This is a genomic window from Streptomyces sp. NPDC057939 (genome assembly GCF_042887545.1).
In the GTDB taxonomy this organism is placed as follows: Bacteria; Actinomycetota; Actinomycetes; order Streptomycetales; family Streptomycetaceae; genus Streptomyces.
Genome location: NZ_JBHVPG010000036.1, coordinates 40466 through 60661, shown reverse-complemented (window position 1 = coordinate 60661; position 20196 = coordinate 40466). Strand labels below are relative to the sequence as shown.

The window sequence follows — 20196 nt, the reverse complement described above, 5'->3', positions numbered from 1 at the left end:
GGCGCGTACCCAGGGGAAGGACGGCTCGATGGCGCGGAGGAGACGCGGAGCGAGGCTGCCGGTGGTGGTGGCGGCCGCGGTCGCGGTGATGAGCACGATGGCGGCCACCGGTTCGCCCGCCACGGGGCCGGCCGCCGACGGACGGGGTCCCGACAAGCCGACGATCCGGTACACGGAGTACGGGATCCCGCACATCATCGCCTCGAACTGGGAGGGGCTGGGAACGGGCTACGGATACGCGGCGGCCAAGGACAACATCTGCACCCTGGCCGACACCTACCTGATGGTCGATGCCCAGAGGTCCCGGTATCTGGGGCCCGACGGCAGGGCGAGCCCCGGCCAGAGCCAGAACGGTACGAGCAACCTCAACAGCGACCTGTACTTCCAGCGGATCAAGGACAACCGGGTGGTGGAGCGACTGCTCGACCAGCCGGCCCCGAACGGGCCGGAACCGGAGGTCAAGGAGGCCATCCGCGGCTACGTCCAGGGCTACAACAGGTACCTGGCCGAGACGGGAGCGAACGGCATCACCGACCCGGCCTGCCGCGGCGCGGCCTGGGTGCGGCCGATCACGGAGCTCGACGTCTACCGGCACGCGCACGCCGAGATCATCATGGGCAGCGCCGACCCGCTGCTGGACGGCCAGGTGAACGCGGCTCCCCCGGGGGCGTCGGCGTCCGCCGCGCGGCCGGGGTCCGCGCCCGCACCCACGTCCGCACCGGAACCGTCGCCCTCGCCCGAGGAGACCGCGGCGAGGATCCGCGAGGCCATGGCGGTGAGTCGGGAACAGAGCATGGGCAGCAACGCGTTGGCGGTCGGGTCGCAGGGCGTGTCGGGCGGCACCAGCATGATGCTCGCCAACCCGCACTTCCCGTGGCAGGGCAAGAACCGGATGTGGCAGAGCCACCTGACGATCCCGGGGAAGCTCAACGTCTCCGGGGCGAGCCTGCTCGGACTTCCCGCGGTGAACATCGGATACAACAACGACGTCGCCTGGAGCCACACCGTCGCCACGGTCGCCCCGTTCGGGCTGTTCGACGTTCAGGTGGATCCGTTCGACCCGACCAAGTACCTGGTCGACGGCGCCTGGGAACGGATGACCTCGCAGCAGGTCGGTGTCGACGTGCGGAACGCGGACGGATCCCTCGGCAGGGTCACCAGGACCCTGTGGTCCACCCGGTACGGCCCGATCACCACGTCGATGCAGGGTCAGCCGCTGCCCTGGGTGGTCAGCGCGCACGCGGTGCGCGACGTGAACATGGACAACCTGCGGGCGCTCAACACCTGGTTCCGTCTCGACCAGGCCAAGGACGTCGACGAGGTGGTGAGCGCCCTGGAGACCACGCAGGGCGTCCCCTTCTTCAACACCGTCGCCTCCGACCGAGGGGGCAAGGCCCTCTACGCCGACATCCAGGCGACCCCCAACATCACCGACGAGCACGCCCGGTCGTGCCTCACCCTGACCGGTCAGCTGCTGTTCAACCAGTCGCTACGGCTGCCCAACGTGCCCCCGATCTCCATATTCGACGGCAAGCGCAGCGAGTGCGACTGGCCCGACGACCCGAACGCGGTCGCGCCCGGGCTGCTGGATCCGCGCAAGCAGCCGCGCCTGATCAGGTCGGACTTCGTGGGCAACGCCAACGACAGTGCGTGGCTGGCCAATCCCGAGCAGCCGTTGTCCTTTCCCAGGGTGATGGGGGACACGGGGGCGCCCCGATCGCTGCGCACCCAGGAGCTGATCCTGACCGCGCAGAACCGGATCAACGGCACCGACGGCCTGCCGGGCCGGGGCTTCACCCCGGAGACCATGGGACGGTTGCTGTTCGCCGACAACAGCAGGGCCGCCGACCTGGCCCTCAACGCCACCGTCGCGATGTGCCGGAGCCGGCCCTTCGGGCTCATCCTGGTGGACGGCAACCTGGTGAACGTGAGCGAGGCGTGCCCGATCCTGGCGGCCTGGACGGACCACGACTACACGTCGAGCAGTCGGGGCTCCCTGCTGTTCGCGAACTACTGGTACTTCCTGCTGGGCGGGCAGGGGATCGAGAAACTGCCGTGGCGGGTCCCCTTCGATCCCAAGGACCCGGTGCACACGCCCAACTCGCTCGATCCCGATCACTCCTCGGTCCGCGACGCGTTCGGCCGGGCCGTCTTCGCGATGCGCAAGGCGGGCATCGCCCTGAACGCCCCGCTGTCGGACGTCCAGAAGGTCACCCGCGGCGGCGAGCAGATCCCGATCCACGGCTCCATCGGCCAACTCGGCGTGCTCAACGTGATCACCCCGGGCCAGGTCGACGGAAAGCCGGACGTCGTCTTCGGGTCCAGCTTCGTCCAGCAGGTGCGGTTCACGGCCGACGGCCCGCCACAGGCGCTCTCCGTCCTGGCCTACTCCCAGTCGGCCGACCCGAGCTCCCCGCACCACTGCGATCAGACCAAGTTGTTCTCGGCCGGCGGGTGGGTGACCGAGCGGTTCACCGAGGACCTGATCGCGGCCTCGCCCGCCCTGCGGGTGGTGGTCCTGGACTGAGTCCGCCTCCCGACACGTTCCGCGCAGCGCATCGATCCGGCTCACGAGGGGAAACACGGTGAAGAGAACATCGCATTGGTGGCGCACGGCGGTGGCATGGATGGTCGCCGCCGCGGCCGTCGTCGCGCCGGCAGGTTCGGCGCAGGCCTCCGACGGCGCCGCGCCGCCGCCGATGGGCAACGGCTTCGGCCTGACCCAGGTCGCCCCGGCGGCAGGCACCGCCACCAACTTCCACCTGACCGTGACCACGCCCGAGGTCGCGGGAGAACAACACATCAAGATCATCCTGCCGAGCGGCTACTACGACGACCCGGGCAGGCGCTATCCGGTGATGTACTTCCTGCACGGCTCGCCCGACGACCCGACCCAGCAGAACTATCCGGCGCTGTCCATGTCGGACTCCATGATCACCGTCATCCCGGACGGCGGCGCCCGGGGCTGGTACGCCAACTGGCTCAACCAAAGGACCGCGGCCGGTGCGCAGAACTGGGAGAACTTCCACCTCAAGCAGGTGATCCCGTACATCGACGCGAACCTGCGGACCATCGCCACGAAGAAGGCCCGGGCCGTCGCCGGCATCTCCATGGGCGGGTTCGGCGCCTTCCACTACGCCCAGGCCCGTCCCGACCTGTTCAGCCAGACCGCGTCCCTGTCCGGCGACATCGACCTGTCGGCCCGGTCCATGGACCTGCGGCTGGCGGTCGTCGCCTCCCTCATCGACGCGGCGGGCGCGCTCTGCGGCTCCGCCTCCGGAGCCTGCGACCCCGCCGACTCCCCCTACAAGCCCGCCGTGGACAGTGACGCGGCGTTCGGCTCGCCGTACCCGGTGTTCAATCTCGACCGACGGTGGAACGAGGTCGACCCGTCGCAGCACATGGACCGGCTCGCCGGGATCGGGGTCTCCATCTACACGGGCAACGGAGGCGGCTCGCCGCTGCAACCGGAGTTCTGGATCCAGGGCGCGGCCCAGAACGTCAAGGCCCGGATGGACGCCCTGGGCATGCCGTACCACTACGTCAACTACGGGGACGGCTCCTCCTGGGGCGCCCACTGCGACGGCGGCCACAACTCCGGATGCTGGGAACAGGACCTCCGGGACCTGATTCCCAGGCTGGAACGCGCCTTCGCCTCCTGACCCGACACCGGCGGGCCCGAGCGCCCGCCACGGTCCGCCGACGTGGTCCGCGAGCCGTCGTCCCGTCCGCCGTCGTCCCGTCCGCCGTGGTCCGGCCCGCCGCCGGCATGGTCGACGGGGCGACGGCGGGCGTCCTTCGTGGGACGGGCTAGGTGATCGCGGGGCCCGCGTCGTTCAGCCAGGTCCATTGATCCGACCAGGTGGCGAACCCGGTCTGCCACCGGTGGTAGACGCCGAGGCGGCCGGTGCCGAAGACCTCGATGCGGCCGTCGGCGTTGTTGCCGGCGCCGATCGCGGTGCCTCCGGTGCCGAAGGTCTCCCACGGTGCGTACGAGGCGTTCGGGCCGGTCTGCCAGGTGTGGCTCGCCGTCGCGCCGTTGATCGCGAAGACCTCGACCCTGCCGTCGACGGACCGTGCCGCGGCCAGTTCGGCGTCGGAGGGTCCGCCGCCGGTGCCCGCCCATGCCGACCACGAGGTCGGGCCGGTCTGCCAGCGGTGGAACACGCCGTCGGGATTTGAGGCGAACACCTCCAGCCTGCCGTCCTGGTTGTGGCTGACGGCGAGACCGCGTCCGCCTCCCCCGAAGTCCTCCCAGCCGGCCCAGCCGCCGTTGACAGCGGACTGGTAGAGGTGTCCGAACGTCGAGCCCGACAGTGCGAACACCTCAAGGCGCCCGTCGGGGGCCCTCTCCATGGCGAGGCGCGCGTCGGCCGGGCCGCCGCCGGTGCCGTCCCAGTCCGCCCAGCTGCCGCTGGGCGCGGTCTGCCAGCGGTGGAACACGCCGTCGGCGTTCGACGCGAACACCTCGATGCGGCCGTCGGCGTTGCTGCCGGCCGCCAGGCGGTGGCCGCCGGTGCCGAAGTTCGCCCACGTGGACCACCCACCGTTGGGAGCGCTCTGCCACATGTGGTCGAAGGTGCTGTCCGACAGCGCGAACAGCTCCAACCGACCGTCCGCGTTGGTGGCCACGGCGAGCTGCGCGTTGCGCGGACCGCCCTCGAACCTCCATGGCGACCAGCTGCCGTTCACCGCGGTCTGCCAGGCGTGGTGGACACCGTCGGCGCCGGCGGCGAAGGCTTCGAGGCGCCCGTCGGCGGACCTCCCGGACACCACCCGGCCCGGGGCGGTCGGGTGCTCGGGGCCGCCGCCCATGCCGGACCACAGCGCGTCGGCGATCAACACCGCGTCGGCGGCCTGCAGCCCGTACAGGTGGTTGAGGTCCTCCCGCGGTCGCTGGACGCGCCAACACACCTCGCCGATCGCCTCGTCGTTCCACGACCCGCCCCCGAACTGCTGCTCCATCGCGTCGAGGAAGGCGTTGGTGGCGTGGGCGGGGTTCAGTCGTTGCTCCCGGCTGCCCCACCAGTCCTGCTGTTGGAACAGCCCCAGGCTGGTGTGGTCGACGGCCTGGGAGTAGTTGTTCATGCCGGCCTCGACGATGATCGTTGCGATGGCGATCGCCGCGGCCCTCCGGTTGAGCCCCCGCTCCTTCACAGCCTGCGCGACCATCCGCGCGCAGGACACCCTGTAGGCGTCGAGGTGGCCGGCCATCTTCGCGTTCAGCTGCGGGTTGAGCTGCGCGGCCATGACGCCGTCGGTGGCCGACGGGCCGGCCGGATCACAGGGCGCGGTCGGGATGGCCAGTCCTCGGGGGCCGATGAAGTACCGGGAGAAGCCGTACCGTTCGTCGCCCTGGGCAGGAACGGGCCCGTTCCCGGCGAGGGCGACCGAGGCGGTCATCCCGACGACCAACACCCATATGCCGGCCACGAAAGCCAGTCCGGTGAGCACGCGCAATATGCCGCTTCTTGCCATGGATCGCCTTCCCGTCGCGAAATCGAGTCCGCGGAATTCGGTCGGCGGTGACAGTAGGGGGCGACAATGAAATACCAATGGAATCGGGCTGTTTCATCGAAATGTCATCGACGGGTGCCACTGTCGTGCGGTAACGACCACACGGGAGGAACGAATGCGGGCAAGAAGGATCGGCGCCGCCATGGCCGGACTGCTGCTGACGGCCGGGATCTCACTGGCACAGGGGTCCACGGCGCAGGCCGCGACGACGGCTTCCTGCGAGGGCACCTACACCATCGTCGTGGGTGGCACGGGCAGCTCGTGGCACAACGACGGCTTCACGGGCAACATCCAGCAGCACGTCGGATACCCCACGCAGATTCCCAACGGCGCGAGTGCCCGGGCCGGTGTGAACGAGCTGAACCGGCTGGTCCGTGACCAGCGCGCCGCGTGTCCGAACCAACACGTCAAAATGGGCGGGTACTCCCTGGGCGCCGCGGTGGTGCACATCTGGGTCACCGAGAACTGGCAGACGTTCGGCAACGTCAACGCCGTCCTCGTCTCGGACCCGAAGCGGCAGGGCGGCCCCGGCGCCAATGGCGGAGCCGTGCCCTTCGGCGGTTTCGTGGGCTTCCCCCTCGCGGGAGCCGATCGCTACTTCGGCAACGTGCCGGTCAAGACGATCTGCCACTGGGACTACGTCTGCGACGAATCCGCCGGCATTTGGACGTACCCGGGCAACCACGTGAACAACTACCCCAACGACTTCAACATGGATCACCACAACGACAGCGCCAACGAGCAGTGGTACAACGGCGCCTGGTATCCCGCGTAATCATTGACGGGTGGATCCTGCCGAGGGGGCGAGGCCGAGTCCGGCCTCGTCACCCCGCAGGATCATCCTGTGGGTCCTGCGCAGCATCGGACTCGGAGCCACCCCGAGGTCCTCGGACAGCCGACGGCGGGCGCCGTCGAAGACCGTCAGCGCGTCCGCCTGCCGGCCGTTGCGGTACAGGGCCCGCATCAGCATCGCTGCCAACGGCTCGTTCAGGGGGTGCGCCACGGACAGGGCGAACAGCTCGGCGATGGCCTCCGCATCCTGTCCCAGTCGCAGCTGCCAATCCAACTTCCGCTGTACGAGGGCGATCCTGCGCTCGGTGAGTCGCAGCCGCTCCAGTTCGGCGAGCGGCCCGGGCAGGCCGGCCAGCAGCTCCCCGCGGAACATCCCCAGCGCCCGGGAGCACAGGCGGACCGCCTCGGCCGGCTCCCCCGCCCGTTCGGCCGTCCCGATCTCGGCGACGAGTTCCGCCAGGCGCGCCACGTCCAGGTCGACCGCGCCGGGCACCAGCCGGTAGCCGCGCCGGGCGGGCCCGATGACCGAGTCCGGACCGTCCCCCGTGTGCAGGGCCTTGCGCAACCGGTAGATGTACACCGGCACCACGTTCGCGACGGGCGGCTCCAAACCCCATACGTCGTCGAGCAGTTCCTGCCGGCTCAGCGGACGTCCCGCACACAGCGCCAGCGCCGCCAGTACGGCCTGCTGCCGCAGGTGCCCCAGGTCCAGCGTCCGCCCGTCCCGCCACGCCTGCAGCGGACCGAGTACGGAGATCCGTACGGTCGGCCCGGGCGCCCGACCGGCCGTGGTCCGCACCGGCCTCGGGCGCGGGCCGCGCCCGGGGACGGCCAACCCGCGGTCGAAGGCGTGGACGATCGCCGCGGCCCGGTCGCGCAGGTCGAGCCTCGCCATGATCCGCGCGAGGTGTTGGGCCACGGACTCCTCGGTGATGGCGAGCTCGGCGGCGATCTCGTCGTCCCGCATGCCGCAGCCGACCGCGGCGAGCACCTCGCGCTCCCGGTGCCCGAGCGGGGCCGCGGTCCGGTGGTCGGTGGTGGCCGCGATCTGGTGGTCGGTGGTGGCCGTCGTCGGCATCGCTGCTCCCCGGGCTCCGGACAGGTCGGTCGGTCTGGCGGGCGCCGTCGACAAGGTAGGGCGGGCAGTCGGCGTCGGGGCATCCGGAACGATCCGGAGTGACACGTGTACGGGGTCCGTGGCGGCTGCGGATGTGCGACAGCGAAGCCGTTCGCTCCCGGTCCGAAATCCGGCCGATCGCCCTCCGGATGACCCTGGACTGACGAAACGTCATGTCCCGTTCACCACTGGGGACGTTCGGGCCGGTGTCCGGACAACTCGGCGCACACATGACGGTCGATTCCGGGCCATGGTCAACCCTTGACGGTGTGTGGGTGTTGTGCGAATCTCTCGACAGGTCTGGACCAATTCTCCTTATTGGTCGGGGGCTTGGGCCACCGAACACCTCGGGAAACCGGTATGCCCGGCGGCCCCGAACGCTCACGGCCGACGGCCGGTCCCCGGGGGTGGACCGGACGCCGGACGATGGCCGAAACCGTCACCGAAACCGTCCGCCGCAGCCTGCCGTTGGCGTCCGAGACCCGACGTGCGGCAGCCCGCGCCGAATGCCGCGTCCGCACGTTCACCGTGCTGCTCCTCCGCTCCGCTCCGACGTCCTAAGTGAGCCGCCGATGTCCGAAGTACTCCCGCCACCCGACCGCACCCCGGCCTCACCGGCCCAGCAGGGCGTCTGGCTCACCGATCGACTGGGACTGGCCCGCGAGGCGTTCCACATGCCGGTACGGATCTCCTTCGATCGGATCGACGCGGCGGCACTGGTCCGCGCGGTGGCCACCGTGACCGGGCGCCATCCGGCCCTGGCCGCCCGGCTGGTGGAGCGCGACGGCCGCATCCATCAGGAACCCGCGGAACGGCGGCCCGAACTGGAGCAGCTCGAAGCACCCCCGGACGAGGCGGACCTGGAGAAGCGGCTGGAGGAGGAGGCCGCTCGCCCCTTCGACCTGGAGACCGGCCCGCTCAGCCGCTTCACCCTGCTCCGGCGCGCCGACGGCAGCGCCGAACTGCTGGTCACCGCCCACCACTGCGTCTTCGACGGCAACTCCAAGGACATCCTGACCCGGGACCTCGCGGCCGCGTACGGCTCGACGCCCCCGTCCCCGGCCGTGATCACCGCCCCGGTCCCGGAGCCGGACGCCGACACCGTACGGAAGGCCGCCGAGTGGTACGGCCCGCGTTGGGCCGCCGCCGGCGAACCGGTACTGCCGGGCGCCCCCCGCACCTCGACCGTCGCCGCGGCCGGTGAGGCGATCGAGTGGCGCCTCGACGGCCCCGAGTGGGCCCGGTTGACCGCCGCGGCCGCCCTCACCGGCACCACCGTCTTCGAGTTCCTGCTGGCGGCCCTGCACGGACTGCTGCGCCGCTACGGCGGCGAAGCGGTCCCGGTGTCCGTCCCGCTCTCCACGCGGACGCCCGAACTCGCCGGGGAAATCGGCCTGTTCGTCAACGAGCTGCCCGTCCACGCGCCTGCGGCCGACGCGTCGCAGACCTTCGCCGCCTTCGCAACCGCGGTCCGGGCCGAGCTGCGGGGCGGCTACCCGTACCGCCGCGTGCCCTTCGGCACCGCCGTCGCCGGACTGGGACCCCGCGTCGGGCTGACCCCGGTCTCGCTCGGCTACCGTCGGCGCGGCCCGGACCCGGACTTCGCAGGCGCCGGTGCCCGGGTGGCCTGGGCGGTGCCCAACCGTACCGCCCGCAACACCCTTCACCTGCAGATCGTCGAAGGCCCCGACGCCCCCGGCGCCCCGGGCGGCGGCCTCGACCTCGGCCTCCAGTTCGACCCGGCCGCGCTCGCCCCGGACACCGCCCGCCGGATCGCCGGCCACTACAGGACCCTGCTCGCCGCCGCGGTCGCCGCGCCCGGTACCCGGCTGCTGGACCTGCCGCTGCTGGACGCCGCCGAGCTCCGCGCCGTCACCACCGCGCCGAACGCCACCACCCGGCCCTACCCGGCCGACCGGACCGTGCTCGACCTGTTCCGCGCCCAGGCCGCGGCCACCCCCGGGGCCATCGCCGTCAGCACCGGCGGCCGCGACCTCGACTACCGGGAACTGAGCATCCGTGCGGACCAGTTGGCCGACGCCCTGCGTGCCCGCGGCGTCCGGCCCGGTGACCTGGTCGCCCTCCACCTGGACCGCACCGCCGACCTGCCCGCCGCACTGCTCGCCGTCCTGGCCACCGGCGCGGCGTACCTGCCGCTGGACCCCGGCTATCCCGCCGAGCGCCTCGCCCTCGTCCTGCGCGACTCCGGGGCCGCTCTGGTGCTCGCCGACCGCGAGCCCGCGCCCGCCGTCGCCGCCGCGGCCCCCGCGGTCCTACGGCTCCCGGCGCCGTCCGCGGTCGACCGGACCCCGGCCGGGGCCGCCCCCGCGGCGATCCCCGACGCCGCCCCCGGTCCGGACGACGTCGCGTACGTCCTGTACACCTCCGGCTCGACGGGTCGCCCCAAGGGCGTGGCCGTCGGCCACCGGGCGTTGGTCAACCTCCTCACGTCCTTCGCCGACCGGCTCGACTCCGGCCCCCGGCACGCCTGGCTCGGCCTGACCTCGCTCTCGTTCGACATCTCCGCGCTGGAGCTCTACCTGCCGCTGATCACCGGTGGCCGCCTGGTCCTGGCCCCGGACGGCCTCGCGGTGGACGGCCCCGGGCTGCTCGCGCTGATCGGCGCCGAGGGCGTCACCCACGTCCAGGCCACCCCGTCCGGATGGCGGGTGATGCTCACGACCGGGAACGGCGGGGGCGCGCTGGCGGACGTCACCGGCCTGGTCGGCGGCGAGGCCCTGCCGCTGCCGCTCGCCCGCGAACTGCGTTCGCGCACGGCCCGGTTGTTCAATGTGTACGGGCCCACCGAGACCACCATCTGGTCCACCTGCGCCGAGATCCCCGCCGAACCCCGGCAGGTCGGGATCGGCCGCCCGATCGCCAACACCCGGACGTACGTCGTCGACGAGCGGCTGAGCCCCGCCCCGCTGGGCATCCCCGGAGAACTGCTGATCGGTGGGGACGGCGTCGCCCACGGCTACCTCGGCCGCCCCGAGCTCACCGCCGAACGCTTCGTACCGGACCCGTTCGGCCCGCCCGGCGCCCGGCTCTACCGGACCGGGGACCGCGCCGTCCGTACGCCCGACGGCGAACTCGACTTCCTCGGCCGGATCGACGACCAGGTCAAGATCCGCGGCCACCGGATCGAACTGGGCGAGATCGAGTCCGCCCTCTTGGAGCACCCGGCGCTCGCCCGGGCCGCCGTCGCCGTCCACACCGACGAGGGCGGCGAGCCCTTCCTGGCCGGCTACCTGGTCCCGACCACCGGCGCCCGGCCGCCCGCCCCCGCCGACCTGCGCGACCACCTGCTGCGCACGCTGCCGGCCGCGATGGCGCCGCAGCGCTGGCTCACCCTGGAACGCCTGCCCCTCACCCCGAACGGCAAGCTGGACCGGCGGGCCCTGCCGGTACCGCCGCGCGAGGCCCCGACGCCGCCGGCATCGGATGCGGGCGACGAGACGACCGGGACGATCCGCCGGATCTGGGCCGAGGTGCTGGACCTGCCCGATGTCGGCCCCGAGGACGACCTGTTCGACCTCGGCGGGCATTCGCTGACCGTGATCCGGATCGCCGCCCGGATCCGCGAAGCGTTCGGCGTGGAACTGGACTTCGACGTCTTCTTCGACGTCCCGACCCCGGCGGGCATCGGCGCCGCCGTCCGCGAGCGCCAGTAGGCCCTGCGCCCGGTCCACCGGGCGCGGCCCGCCCGGCCGCGCCCGGCCCCGCCGCGCCCGCACCCTCCGACTCCCCCGCCGAACGCCCGAACAGGAACCCGATGACGGATACCCAGGACCTGCCCACCGACTGGTCCGCAGCCAAGCGTGCCCTGCTCAGCCGGCGGCTGCGCGGCGCCGCGGCTCCCGCCAGGGTGGTGGAGCCCCGCCCCGCCGACACCGCGCCGCCCCTGTCCAGCGGCCAGGAGCGGCTCTGGTTCATGGACCAGCTCGCTCCCGGCTCGACGGCCTACACGCTCGCGCCGGCCCGCCGGTTCCGCGGGCCCTTCGACCGCGCCGCGCTGGACGCCGCGCTGACCGATCTGGTCGCCCGGCACGAGAGCCTGCGGATGACCTTCCGCACCACGGATGCCGGCACCGCCGAGGTCCGGATCGCCGAGCCCGCGCCGTTCGCCGCCCGGTACCTGGACGTCGGCACGGACCCGGACCCGCGGGCGCGCGCCGCCACCGAGCTCGGCGCGCTTATCGCCGAACCCTTCGACCTCCAGGTCGGCCCGCTGCTGCGCGCCCTCGTCGTCCGGATCGCCGAGGACGATCACGTACTCGCCCTGGTGATGCACCACATCATCTGCGACGGCTGGTCGATCGACGTCCTCAACCGCGAGCTCGACGTCCTCCACGCCCACCACGCGCACGGAGCCCCCGGCGAACTCCCATCCCTTCCGGTTCAGTTCGGGGACTACGCGCACTGGCAGCGGGACCGTCTGGAGAACGGTGGACTCGCCGCCTCGCGCGAGTACTGGCGCACCGAGCTCGACGGCGTACCGGCCCTGGAGCTGCCCTCCGACCGGCCCCGTCCGCCGGTGTTCACCTTCGACGGGGCAGCGGTCGAGTTCCGCTGGAGCGCCGACCTCTCCCGGCGGGTGGGTGAGGTGGCGCGGGCCTACGGCGCCTCCACGTACATGGTGTTGATGGCCGCGTTCCAGGCCACGCTGGGCCGACACGCCGGCCGGCGGGACTTCGCCGTCGGCTCCGCCGTCGCCGGCCGTCTCCACCACGAACTCGAAGGCGTCGTCGGCGCGTTCGTGAACATGCTGCCGATCCGCGCCCGGCTGTCCGCCGACCTCGACTTCGGTCAGCTCATCAGCCGGGTCCGTGGAACCACGCTCGACGCGTACGCGCACCAGGAGGTCCCGTTCGAGCAGATGGTCAACGATCTCGCGGTGGAACGCGACGTCAGCCGCGCCGCCGTCTTCCAGACCACCTTCGCCTTCCAGAACTACGGCGACCCGGCCTCCGCCCCCACCGCGGGCCGCGACTCCGAGGGCTTCGGCTACGAGGCCACCACCACCCACGCCGACCTCGCCCTCTACATGCGCGAGGAAGCGGACGGCGGCCTCTACGGCCTGTTCACCTACCGGACCGACCTGTTCGACGCGGGCACCGTCGAGCGCCTCGCCGAGCGGTTCCGGTTGCTGACCGCGGCCGGCGTCGCCGACCCCTCGCTGGCGGTCGACCGACTCCCGATGCTCGACGAGGTCGAGCGGACGGCCGTGCTGGAGACCTGGGCCGTCGGCCCCGCGCTGCCCGAGGGCGGTCCCGCCACGCTCACCGGGGCGCTGGCCCGTGCGGCGGCCCGGACGCCCGGGGCGCCGGCGCTGGTCTTCGAGGGCCGCACCCTGACGTACGGCGACCTCGACCGGCGTGCCAACGCCATGGCCCGGCGGCTGCGGGAACTGGGCGTGGGCGCGGACGACCGGGTGGCCGTCTGCCTGGAGCAGTCGGCCGAGCTGGCCGTCGCCCTGGTGGCCGTCCTCAAGGCGGGCGGGGGCTACCTTCCGCTCGACCCCGAACAGCCCCCCGCCCGGCTCGCCCACCTGGTCGCCGACGCCGGGGCCAAGGTGCTGATCACCGACAGCGTGCTGCGACCGAGGTTCGGTGACCACCCGGCGATCGACCTGCCGGCCGACGCGGGGGGCGATGCGACCGAGGACGACGGGGCTCCGCTGGAGGAGGTCTCCGGCCCCGACCACCTGGCGTACGTGATCTACACCTCGGGCTCCACCGGTACCCCCAAGGGCGTCGCCGTGCAGCACCGCCAGGTCCTCAACTACCTGGCGGGGGCGGGCGAGCGGCTGCGGATCGAACCCGGCTCGTCCTTCGGCCTGCTGCAGTCCCTCTCCTTCGACTTCAGCATCACCATGCTCTACCTGGCCCTCACGACCGGTGGCCGGGTACACCTGCTGCCGCGCCGGATCGCGGGCGTGGAGCTGGCGGCGGAGATCGCGCGGGCCGGCATCGACTACCTGAAGATGACGCCCTCCCACCTGGCGGCGCTGACCGCCGACGCGCCCGTCGAGCAGCTGTTGCCGCGCCGTGCGCTGGTCCTCGGTGGCGAGGCCTCCGGCTGGTCCTGGGCGGCGGGCATCGCCGCACTGGGCAGGTGCGCGGTGTTCAACCACTACGGGCCGACCGAGGCGACGGTGGGGATCACCGTCCACGAGGTCACCGCCGACGGCGTGGGCGCGCCGGGCAACACCCCGATCGGCAGGCCGCTGGCCGGCGGGCGCTGCTACGTGTTGGACGAGGCCCGCAGGCCCGTTCCCCAGGGCGTCACCGGGGAGTTGTACGTGGGCGGGGACAGGCTGGCGAGGGGCTACCTCGGACGGCCGGACCTGACCGCGGAACGGTTCCTGCACGATCCGTACGCCGACCCGGACGGTTCGCGGTCGTCCGCGACCGAACCGGGCCACACCGAACCGGGCGACACCGGCCCCGGCGACACCGGCCCGTCCGGCACCGACCCGGGCGCCCCGTGGACCGGCGGCCCGCGCATGTACCGCACCGGCGACCTCGCGCGCTGGCGCGCCGACGGCTCCCTGGACTACCTCGGCCGGGCCGACGACCAGATCAAGGTCCGCGGTCACCGGGTCGAGCCCGGCGAGATCGAGGCCGCGCTGACCGCCCTGCCCGGCATCACCCAGGCGGTGGTCCTGGCCCGCGGCGAGGGCGTCAAGCAGACCCTCGTCGGCTACCTGGAGCGCCCCGCCGGCGGCACACCGCCGACCGCCGGCGAACTGCGCGCCGCCCTGGGCGAGGTCCTGCCGGACTACATGGTTCCGGCCCGTTGGGTGGTGCTGGACCGGCTGCCGCTGCTCCCCCACGGCAAGGTCGACCGCAAGGCGTTGCCCGCGCCCGCGGAGGGCCCGGCCACCGGCGCCCACGTCGAACCGGAGGGCGGCACCGAAGAGGTGATCGCCGCCATGTGGGCGGACCTGCTGGACCTCCCCCGGGTCGGCGCCCTGGACGACTTCTTCGAGCTCGGCGGCCATTCCCTGCTCGCCACCCAGGTGGTCGCCCGGATGCGCCGGGCCTTCCCCGATCTGGCCACCCCGGTCGGCGTGATGGACCTGTTCAAGCACCCGACGGTCCGTCGGCTCGCCGAGCTGGTGGCGACCCCCGAGGCCGACCGCGGTCCGCGCCGGTTGCTGCACCTGCTCACCCCCGGACGCCGCGAACCGGCCGCCAGTGTGGTCTGCGCCCCGTACGGCGGCGGCAGCGCGCTGATCTACAAGCCGCTCGCCGACGCCATGCCGGCGGACTGGGCGCTGCATTCCATCGCCGTTCCGGGCCACGAGCTGGGCGAGGAGGCGCTGGACATCGACGAGGTCGCCCGGCTCTGCGCCGAGGAGATCGTCGCCCACGTCCCCGGACGGCTGGTGCTCTACGGGCACTGCGGGGTCGGTGTCCGGTTGACCGTGGAGATCGCCCGCCGGGTGGAGGCCGCCGGCCGCAAGATCGACGCCGTCCACCTCGGGGGCATCTTCCCGTTCGCCCGCCCGAAGGGCCGCGGCGCCGCGCTGGCCGAGCGCTTCGCCGAGCTGTCCGCCCGGCTGCGCAGCGACCAGGGCATGATCAACGCCCTGGCCGCGGCGGGCCTGGACGTGGACGAGGTCGACGAGGAGCAGCTGCGGCTGATCGTGCACAACCGCCGGGTCGGCACCAAGGGCGCCGAGCGCTACTTCGGCGAGCTGTACGAGACCGACGGAGGCCGCATCACGGCCCCGGTGATCGCCGTCTGCGGCGACCGCGACCCGGCGACCGAGTTCTACGAGGAACGGTTCCGCGAGTGGCACCGGATCACCGGGACCGCCGCCGTGGTGGTCCTGGACGAGGCCGGGCACTTCTACCTCAAGTACCGCGCGGCGGAGCTGGCCGACATCCTGACCGGGGTGCACCGTTCGATCGCCGCCGGTGAGGAGGCGCGCCACGGGCGCACCGTCGACGCCACCTGGTGGTTGGCCGGCCTGTCCCGCGACGCCGCCGGGACGGAACCGGGCTTCGGGCCGGACCCCGGAACGGAGAGCGCACGGCCGGAGGGATCGGGGCGGGCCGGGACGCCGGGGAAGGCCCGCAAGGGCCGCGGGCACGGCCCCGTCCGCCCGACGATGGGCCGCTTCCTGGCCGTCGCCACCGGCCAGCAGCTCTCGATGATCGGCTCGGCGCTCACCGAGTTCGCCCTGCCGATCTGGGTGTACCTGCAAACCGGCTCGCTGTTCCAGCTCGGCCTGCTCGCCGCCTTCGGCCTGGTGCCCGGGATCGTGGTCGCCCCGTTGGCCGGCGCCATCGTCGACCGCGGCGACCGCCGCAGGGTGATGCTGTGGGGCGACGTCGCGGCCGGGCTGACCCAGGCGGCGTTGCTGGTGCTCCACCTCAGCGGTTCGCTGGAGACCTGGCACTGCTACGTGATGATCTCGCTGCTTTCCGCCGCGCTCGCCTTCCAGCGCGTCGCCTGGGGCTCCGCGGTGCCGCAGCTGGTGCCCAAGCGCTTCCTGGGCCGCGCCAACGGAGTGGTCCAGATGGCCTTCGGTCTGGCCCAGTTCCTCGTTCCGCTGATCGCGGTCGGCATCCTGCACGTGATCGGGCTCGGCGGCATCCTGGTCTTCGACGTCGTCAGCTACCTGATCGCCACCGGCGTCACCCTGGCGGTGCGCTTCCCCGACGCGATGGCCGCCACCCGCCGCGAGAGCGTCGCCGCCGAGATCCGGGCGGGTTTCCGACGGGCCCTCGGCAACCGCCACTTCAGGGCCATGCTGTTCTGGTTCGCCGCCCTGAACGTCTTCCTCTCCCCGCTCTTCCTGCTCGTCACCCCGCTGGTGCTCTCCTTCTCCTCGACGGCGGCGGCCGGCTGGGTGTCCACCGCGGCCGGGATGGGCGCCGTCCTCGGCGGCCTCACCCTGCTGGTCTGGGGCGGCCCGCGCAGGATGCGCCTGCGCGGAGTCCTGCTGGCCACCCTCGGCCTCGCCGCCGCCTGCGTCGTCACCGGGCTGCGGCCCTCGGTGACCGTGGTCGCCGTCGGCGCGTTCGGCATGACCTACGGGCTGGCGCTGCTCAACGGCATCTACGCGACGGTCGTCCAGACCAAGGTGCCGATGCGCTTCCACGGCCGGGTGATCGCGGTGAACACCATGGTCGCCTGGTCCACCCTGCCGATCGGCTTCGCCCTGGTCGCGCCGGCCGGCCCCGAGCTGCTCCAACCGTTGATGGACGAGGGCGGCGCGCTGGCCTCCACCGTCGGCGCGCTGATCGGTACCGGTGACGGGCGCGGCATCGGCCTGCTCTACCTGGTGTTCGGCCTCGCCATGGCCGTACTGGTCCTGATCAGCCTCTGCATTCCCGTCCTGGCCCGCTTCGACCGGGAAGTCCCGGACGCCGAGTCCGACGACCTGATCGGCCTGGAGACCCTGCGGGCCCGTGCGAAAAGCGAGATGAGCGCATGACATTCCCCACCGCGACCGCCACCACTCCCACCTCGGCCCCGGCCGCCCGGTATCCGCTGACCGACGAGCAGCGCCGCCTCTGGTTCCTCCAGCAACTGGATCCGCGGGACTCCGGGTTCAACATGTACCTGAACCGTCGCTGGAGCGGCCCGATCGACCCGCGGGCCCTGGGAGCGGCGCTCACCCGGCTCACCGCGCGCCACGACGTGCTGCGCACCCGCTTCGCCCTGGACGGCGAGCAGCCCGTCCAACTCGTCGAGCCCGTACGGGACGTCGAGCTCACCCTGATCGCGATACCCGACGCCGCGGAGGAGTCCTTCACCGCGGCCTGCGCCCCCCACGTCAACGCCCCCTTCGACCTGGGCGGACAACCGCCGCTGCGGGCCGTCCTGGTCAGCGCCGGGGAGCACGAGCACGCCCTGAGCGTGGTGGTCCACCACATCGTCTCCGACGGCTGGTCGTTCACCGTGCTGTGGCGCGAACTGCTCGCGCTGTACCGCGAGGAGATCGGCGAGGGGTCGTCCGAACTGCCCGAGCTGAAGACGCGGTTCGCGGACTTCGCGCTCGCCGAGCGGGCGAGGCTGGACGGCGGCGCCGCCGAGGAGGCGGTCCGGTACTGGAGCGGGCGACTGGCGGGCATCGGGGCCCTGCGGATGCCGCTGGACCGCCCCAGGCCGGCCGAACCCACCCACCCGGCCGGCTTCGCCGACCTCGCCCTCGGCCGCGACCTCGTCTCCCGGCTCGACTCCCTGGCCCGCGAGCAGCGCTGCACCCCGTTCATGGTGCTGCTCGCCGCCTATCAGTGCGTGTTGGCCCGCTGGTGCGGCAGCCTCGACTTCGCCGTCGGCACCCCCCTGGCCGGCCGCAACGAGACCGCCCACGAGGCCCTGCTGGGCTACTTCTCCCGTACCGGGGTGATCCGTGCGGACCTCACCGGGGAGCCCGACTTCCGCACCGTGCTGCGTCGGGTGCGTTCTGCCACGATGGCCGCGCTGAACCATCAGGACGTCCCGGTCGAACGGGTGGCCGCCGAACTGGGGCTTCCCGTACTGCCCGGTGTCGGCCCGCTGCACCAGGCGGTGTTCGTCCACCAGAGCCAGTACGACCCGGCCGGCGCGGACGAGCTGACCGCGCTGCCCGCGAACGTCCGGACGACGAGCATGGACTCGGGCTTCGACCGGGCCAAGACCGATCTGCTGCTGGACAGTTGGCGGACCCCGGACGGCGGGATGACGCTGTCGTTCTGCTTCGACCGGGAGCTCTTCGAGCGTGCCACGGTCGAGGCCCTGGCGGGCCGGATCCGCGACCTGCTCGCCCGGGCCGTCGTGGACGTGGAGGTCCCGCTGCACGGTGACTGGCTGCTGACGGGCGAGGAGCGGGCCGCGCTGCTCGTCCTCGGCGCGGGGCCGGTCGCAACCGAGGACGCGCAGCCGATCCTGCGGCGCTTCGCCGACCAGGTGGCCGCCCGTCCCGACGCGCCGGCCGTCGAGTGTGCGGGCGACGTCCGTACCTACGCGGAACTCGACCGGGCATCGGAGGAGTTGGCCCGTCGGCTGGGCCCGGTGGCGGGCCGCGTGGTGGGCGTGCGGATCGAGCCGTCCTTCGAACTGGTCACCGCCCTGCTGGCGATCTGGAAGGCGGGCGCCGGCTACCTGCCGCTCGACCCCGCGCACCCGGCCGAGCGCCGGCGGCTGATGCTCGGCGAGGCGGACGCCGCCCTGCTGCTCACCCGGGGCGAGCGTCCGGACCTGGGGGTCCCGGTGCTGGTCGTGGCCGATCCGGGCACCGGGTCCGGGGCCACCGGCGTCGAGTCCGTGAGCGCGGAGCCCACGCGGGCCGCGCCGCCGGGGACCGACCCGGGCGGCCTCGCGTACGTCCTGTACACCTCGGGCTCCACCGGCGCGCCCAAGGGCGTCGCCGTCGAGCACGCCGCCCTGGCCGAGCGCGTGCGGTGGATGGCCGGGCCCCAGGGGTACGGGCTCCGGCCGGGCGACCGGATCGTCCAGTTCGCCTCCATCGGCTTCGACACCCATGCCGAGGAGATCTGGCCGGCCCTCACCGCGGGCGCCTGCGTCGTCCTGCTGCCCGGCGGCGGCCGGATGCTGCCCGACCTGCTGCGCACCGAGGCCGGGCGGTCCGTGACCGTCCTCGACCTGCCGACCGAGTACTGGCAGGAACTGGTGTCCCTCGGAGAGCGGACCCCGTGGCCGCCCGCGCTGCGCCTGGTGGTCCTGGGCGGTTCCGAGGCTCGCTCCGTCACCCTCGCCCAGTGGCGGGAGCGGCACGGCGACACCGTCCGGCTGGTCAACACCTACGGCCCGACCGAGGCCACCGTCATCGTCACCGCGGGCGACCTCGCCGGCGGACGGGCCGGCGCCGGCCGCGGGCCCGCCGTCGATCGGCGCCCGCCGCTCGGCCGTCCGCTGCCGGGGGTGCGGCTCTACGTCCTGGACGAGCGCGGCGGCCTGCTGCCCGCCGGCTCCGAGGGCGAGCTGTACATCGGCGGCAGCGGCCTCGCGCGCGGCTACGCGGCCCGGCCCGAGCTGACCGCGCGGGCCTTCCTCCCGGATCCGTTCGCCGACGCCCCGGACGGTCGGATGTACCGCACCGGCGACCGCGCCCGGTGGCGCGCCGACGGGCAGTTGGAGTTCCTCGGCCGCGCCGACGACCAGGTGAAGATCCGCGGGTACCGGATCGAGCCCGCCGAGATCGAGGCGGCCCTCACCGCCCATCCGGGCGTCGGCCGGGCGGCCGTGCTGGTCCGCGACGGGCGCCGGCTGATCGCCTACGCCGTCCTGCGACCGACCGACGGGCAGCGGTCCGGGGCCGCGCCGGGGGCGGGTGAACTGCGCGAGCACCTGGCTCTGCGGCTGCCGGCCTTCATGGTGCCGGAGGCCGTGGTGCTGCTCGACACGCTCCCGCTCACCGCCAACGGCAAGCTCGACACCGCGACCCTGCCCGATCCGGACCCGGCGGGGGCCGCCGCCGGATACCTGGCACCCCGCACCGACGCCGAGGCCCTGGTGGTCGACCTGTGGCAGGAGGTGCTCGGCCTGCCGAGGGTCGGCGTACTGGACGACTTCCTCGCCCTCGGCGGGGACTCGCTCCTGGTCACCCGGGTCGCCGCCCGGATCCGGGCGGGCGTCGGCCTCGACGTGTCGATCCGCGACGTCTTCGAGAGCCCGACACCGGCGGCCCTGGCGGCCCGGATCGAGGCCCTGCTGATCGCGGAGATCGACGCCCTCAGCGAGGAGGAGGCCGTCGACCGGCTCACCTGACCCCACCCGCCCCACCCCGTACCCTCACCCACCGCACC

General features: G+C 73.1%; 8 protein-coding genes. 6 read left to right on the top strand and 2 right to left on the bottom strand.

The genetic code is table 11. The features are described from left to right. Window positions 1-28 precede the first annotated feature (28 nt). Both ACFVS6_RS30125 and ACFVS6_RS30120 read left to right on the top strand, forming a co-directional pair. The gene (locus tag ACFVS6_RS30125) at window positions 29-2527 is read left to right on the top strand and encodes a penicillin acylase family protein (RefSeq protein ID WP_389708758.1); all 2499 of its coding nucleotides are present in this window, start codon (window positions 29-31) and stop codon (window positions 2525-2527) included. Between the two features lie 100 nt (window positions 2528-2627). Then, window positions 2628-3662, top strand: a complete 1035-nt coding sequence (locus tag ACFVS6_RS30120; RefSeq protein ID WP_389708802.1) for an alpha/beta hydrolase — start codon at window positions 2628-2630, stop codon at window positions 3660-3662. A gap of 148 nt (window positions 3663-3810) precedes the next feature. On the opposite strand, the gene ACFVS6_RS30115 is transcribed toward ACFVS6_RS30120, so the two are convergent. Further along, window positions 3811-5478, bottom strand: coding sequence for a peptidase M23 (locus ACFVS6_RS30115; RefSeq protein ID WP_389708756.1), 1668 nt, complete (start codon window positions 5476-5478; stop codon window positions 3811-3813). Between the two features lie 154 nt (window positions 5479-5632). Here ACFVS6_RS30115 and ACFVS6_RS30110 point away from each other — a divergent pair, with 154 nt between their 5' ends. Beyond that, a complete protein-coding gene (locus ACFVS6_RS30110) occupies window positions 5633-6292 on the top strand; it encodes a cutinase family protein (protein WP_389708754.1) in 660 nt (219 codons plus the stop codon). Here the strand turns inward: ACFVS6_RS30110 and ACFVS6_RS30105 are convergent, their stop codons facing one another. After that, window positions 6293-7387: a BTAD domain-containing putative transcriptional regulator gene (locus ACFVS6_RS30105; protein WP_389708752.1), complete on the bottom strand. Its 1095-nt coding sequence runs from the start codon at window positions 7385-7387 to the stop codon at window positions 6293-6295. 611 nt (window positions 7388-7998) lie between these two features. On the opposite strand from ACFVS6_RS30105, the gene ACFVS6_RS30100 reads away from it, so the two are divergent. The 3 genes from ACFVS6_RS30100 to ACFVS6_RS30090 all read left to right on the top strand — a co-directional run bounded on the left by ACFVS6_RS30100 (window position 7999) and on the right by ACFVS6_RS30090 (window position 20158). Next, on the top strand, window positions 7999-11100 hold the full coding sequence (locus tag ACFVS6_RS30100) for an amino acid adenylation domain-containing protein (RefSeq protein ID WP_389708750.1): 3102 nt from the start codon (window positions 7999-8001) through the stop codon (window positions 11098-11100). 101 nt (window positions 11101-11201) lie between these two features. Beyond that, window positions 11202-16880 (top strand): amino acid adenylation domain-containing protein, encoded by a 5679-nt coding sequence (locus tag ACFVS6_RS30095; RefSeq protein WP_389708748.1) that lies wholly within the window; start codon window positions 11202-11204, stop codon window positions 16878-16880. Further along, the gene (locus ACFVS6_RS30090) at window positions 16877-20158 is read left to right on the top strand and encodes an amino acid adenylation domain-containing protein (RefSeq protein WP_389708746.1); all 3282 of its coding nucleotides are present in this window, start codon (window positions 16877-16879) and stop codon (window positions 20156-20158) included. Before ACFVS6_RS30095 ends, ACFVS6_RS30090 begins: the two co-directional genes overlap by 4 nt. Window positions 20159-20196: the final 38 nt, after the last annotated feature.

Excerpts from the sequence above, each read along its gene's own strand:
- ACFVS6_RS30095 (WP_389708748.1), top strand. The coding sequence starts at position 11,202 with ATGACGGATACCCAGGACCTGCCCACCGACTGGTCCGCAGCCAAGCGT.
- ACFVS6_RS30105 (WP_389708752.1), bottom strand. The coding sequence starts at position 7,387 with ATGCCGACGACGGCCACCACCGACCACCAGATCGCGGCCACCACCGAC.
- ACFVS6_RS30090 (WP_389708746.1), top strand. The coding sequence starts at position 16,877 with ATGACATTCCCCACCGCGACCGCCACCACTCCCACCTCGGCCCCGGCC.
- ACFVS6_RS30120 (WP_389708802.1), top strand. The coding sequence starts at position 2,628 with ATGGTCGCCGCCGCGGCCGTCGTCGCGCCGGCAGGTTCGGCGCAGGCC.
- ACFVS6_RS30100 (WP_389708750.1), top strand. The coding sequence starts at position 7,999 with ATGTCCGAAGTACTCCCGCCACCCGACCGCACCCCGGCCTCACCGGCC.
- ACFVS6_RS30125 (WP_389708758.1), top strand. The coding sequence starts at position 29 with ATGGCGCGGAGGAGACGCGGAGCGAGGCTGCCGGTGGTGGTGGCGGCC.
- ACFVS6_RS30115 (WP_389708756.1), bottom strand. The coding sequence starts at position 5,478 with ATGGCAAGAAGCGGCATATTGCGCGTGCTCACCGGACTGGCTTTCGTG.
- ACFVS6_RS30110 (WP_389708754.1), top strand. The coding sequence starts at position 5,633 with ATGCGGGCAAGAAGGATCGGCGCCGCCATGGCCGGACTGCTGCTGACG.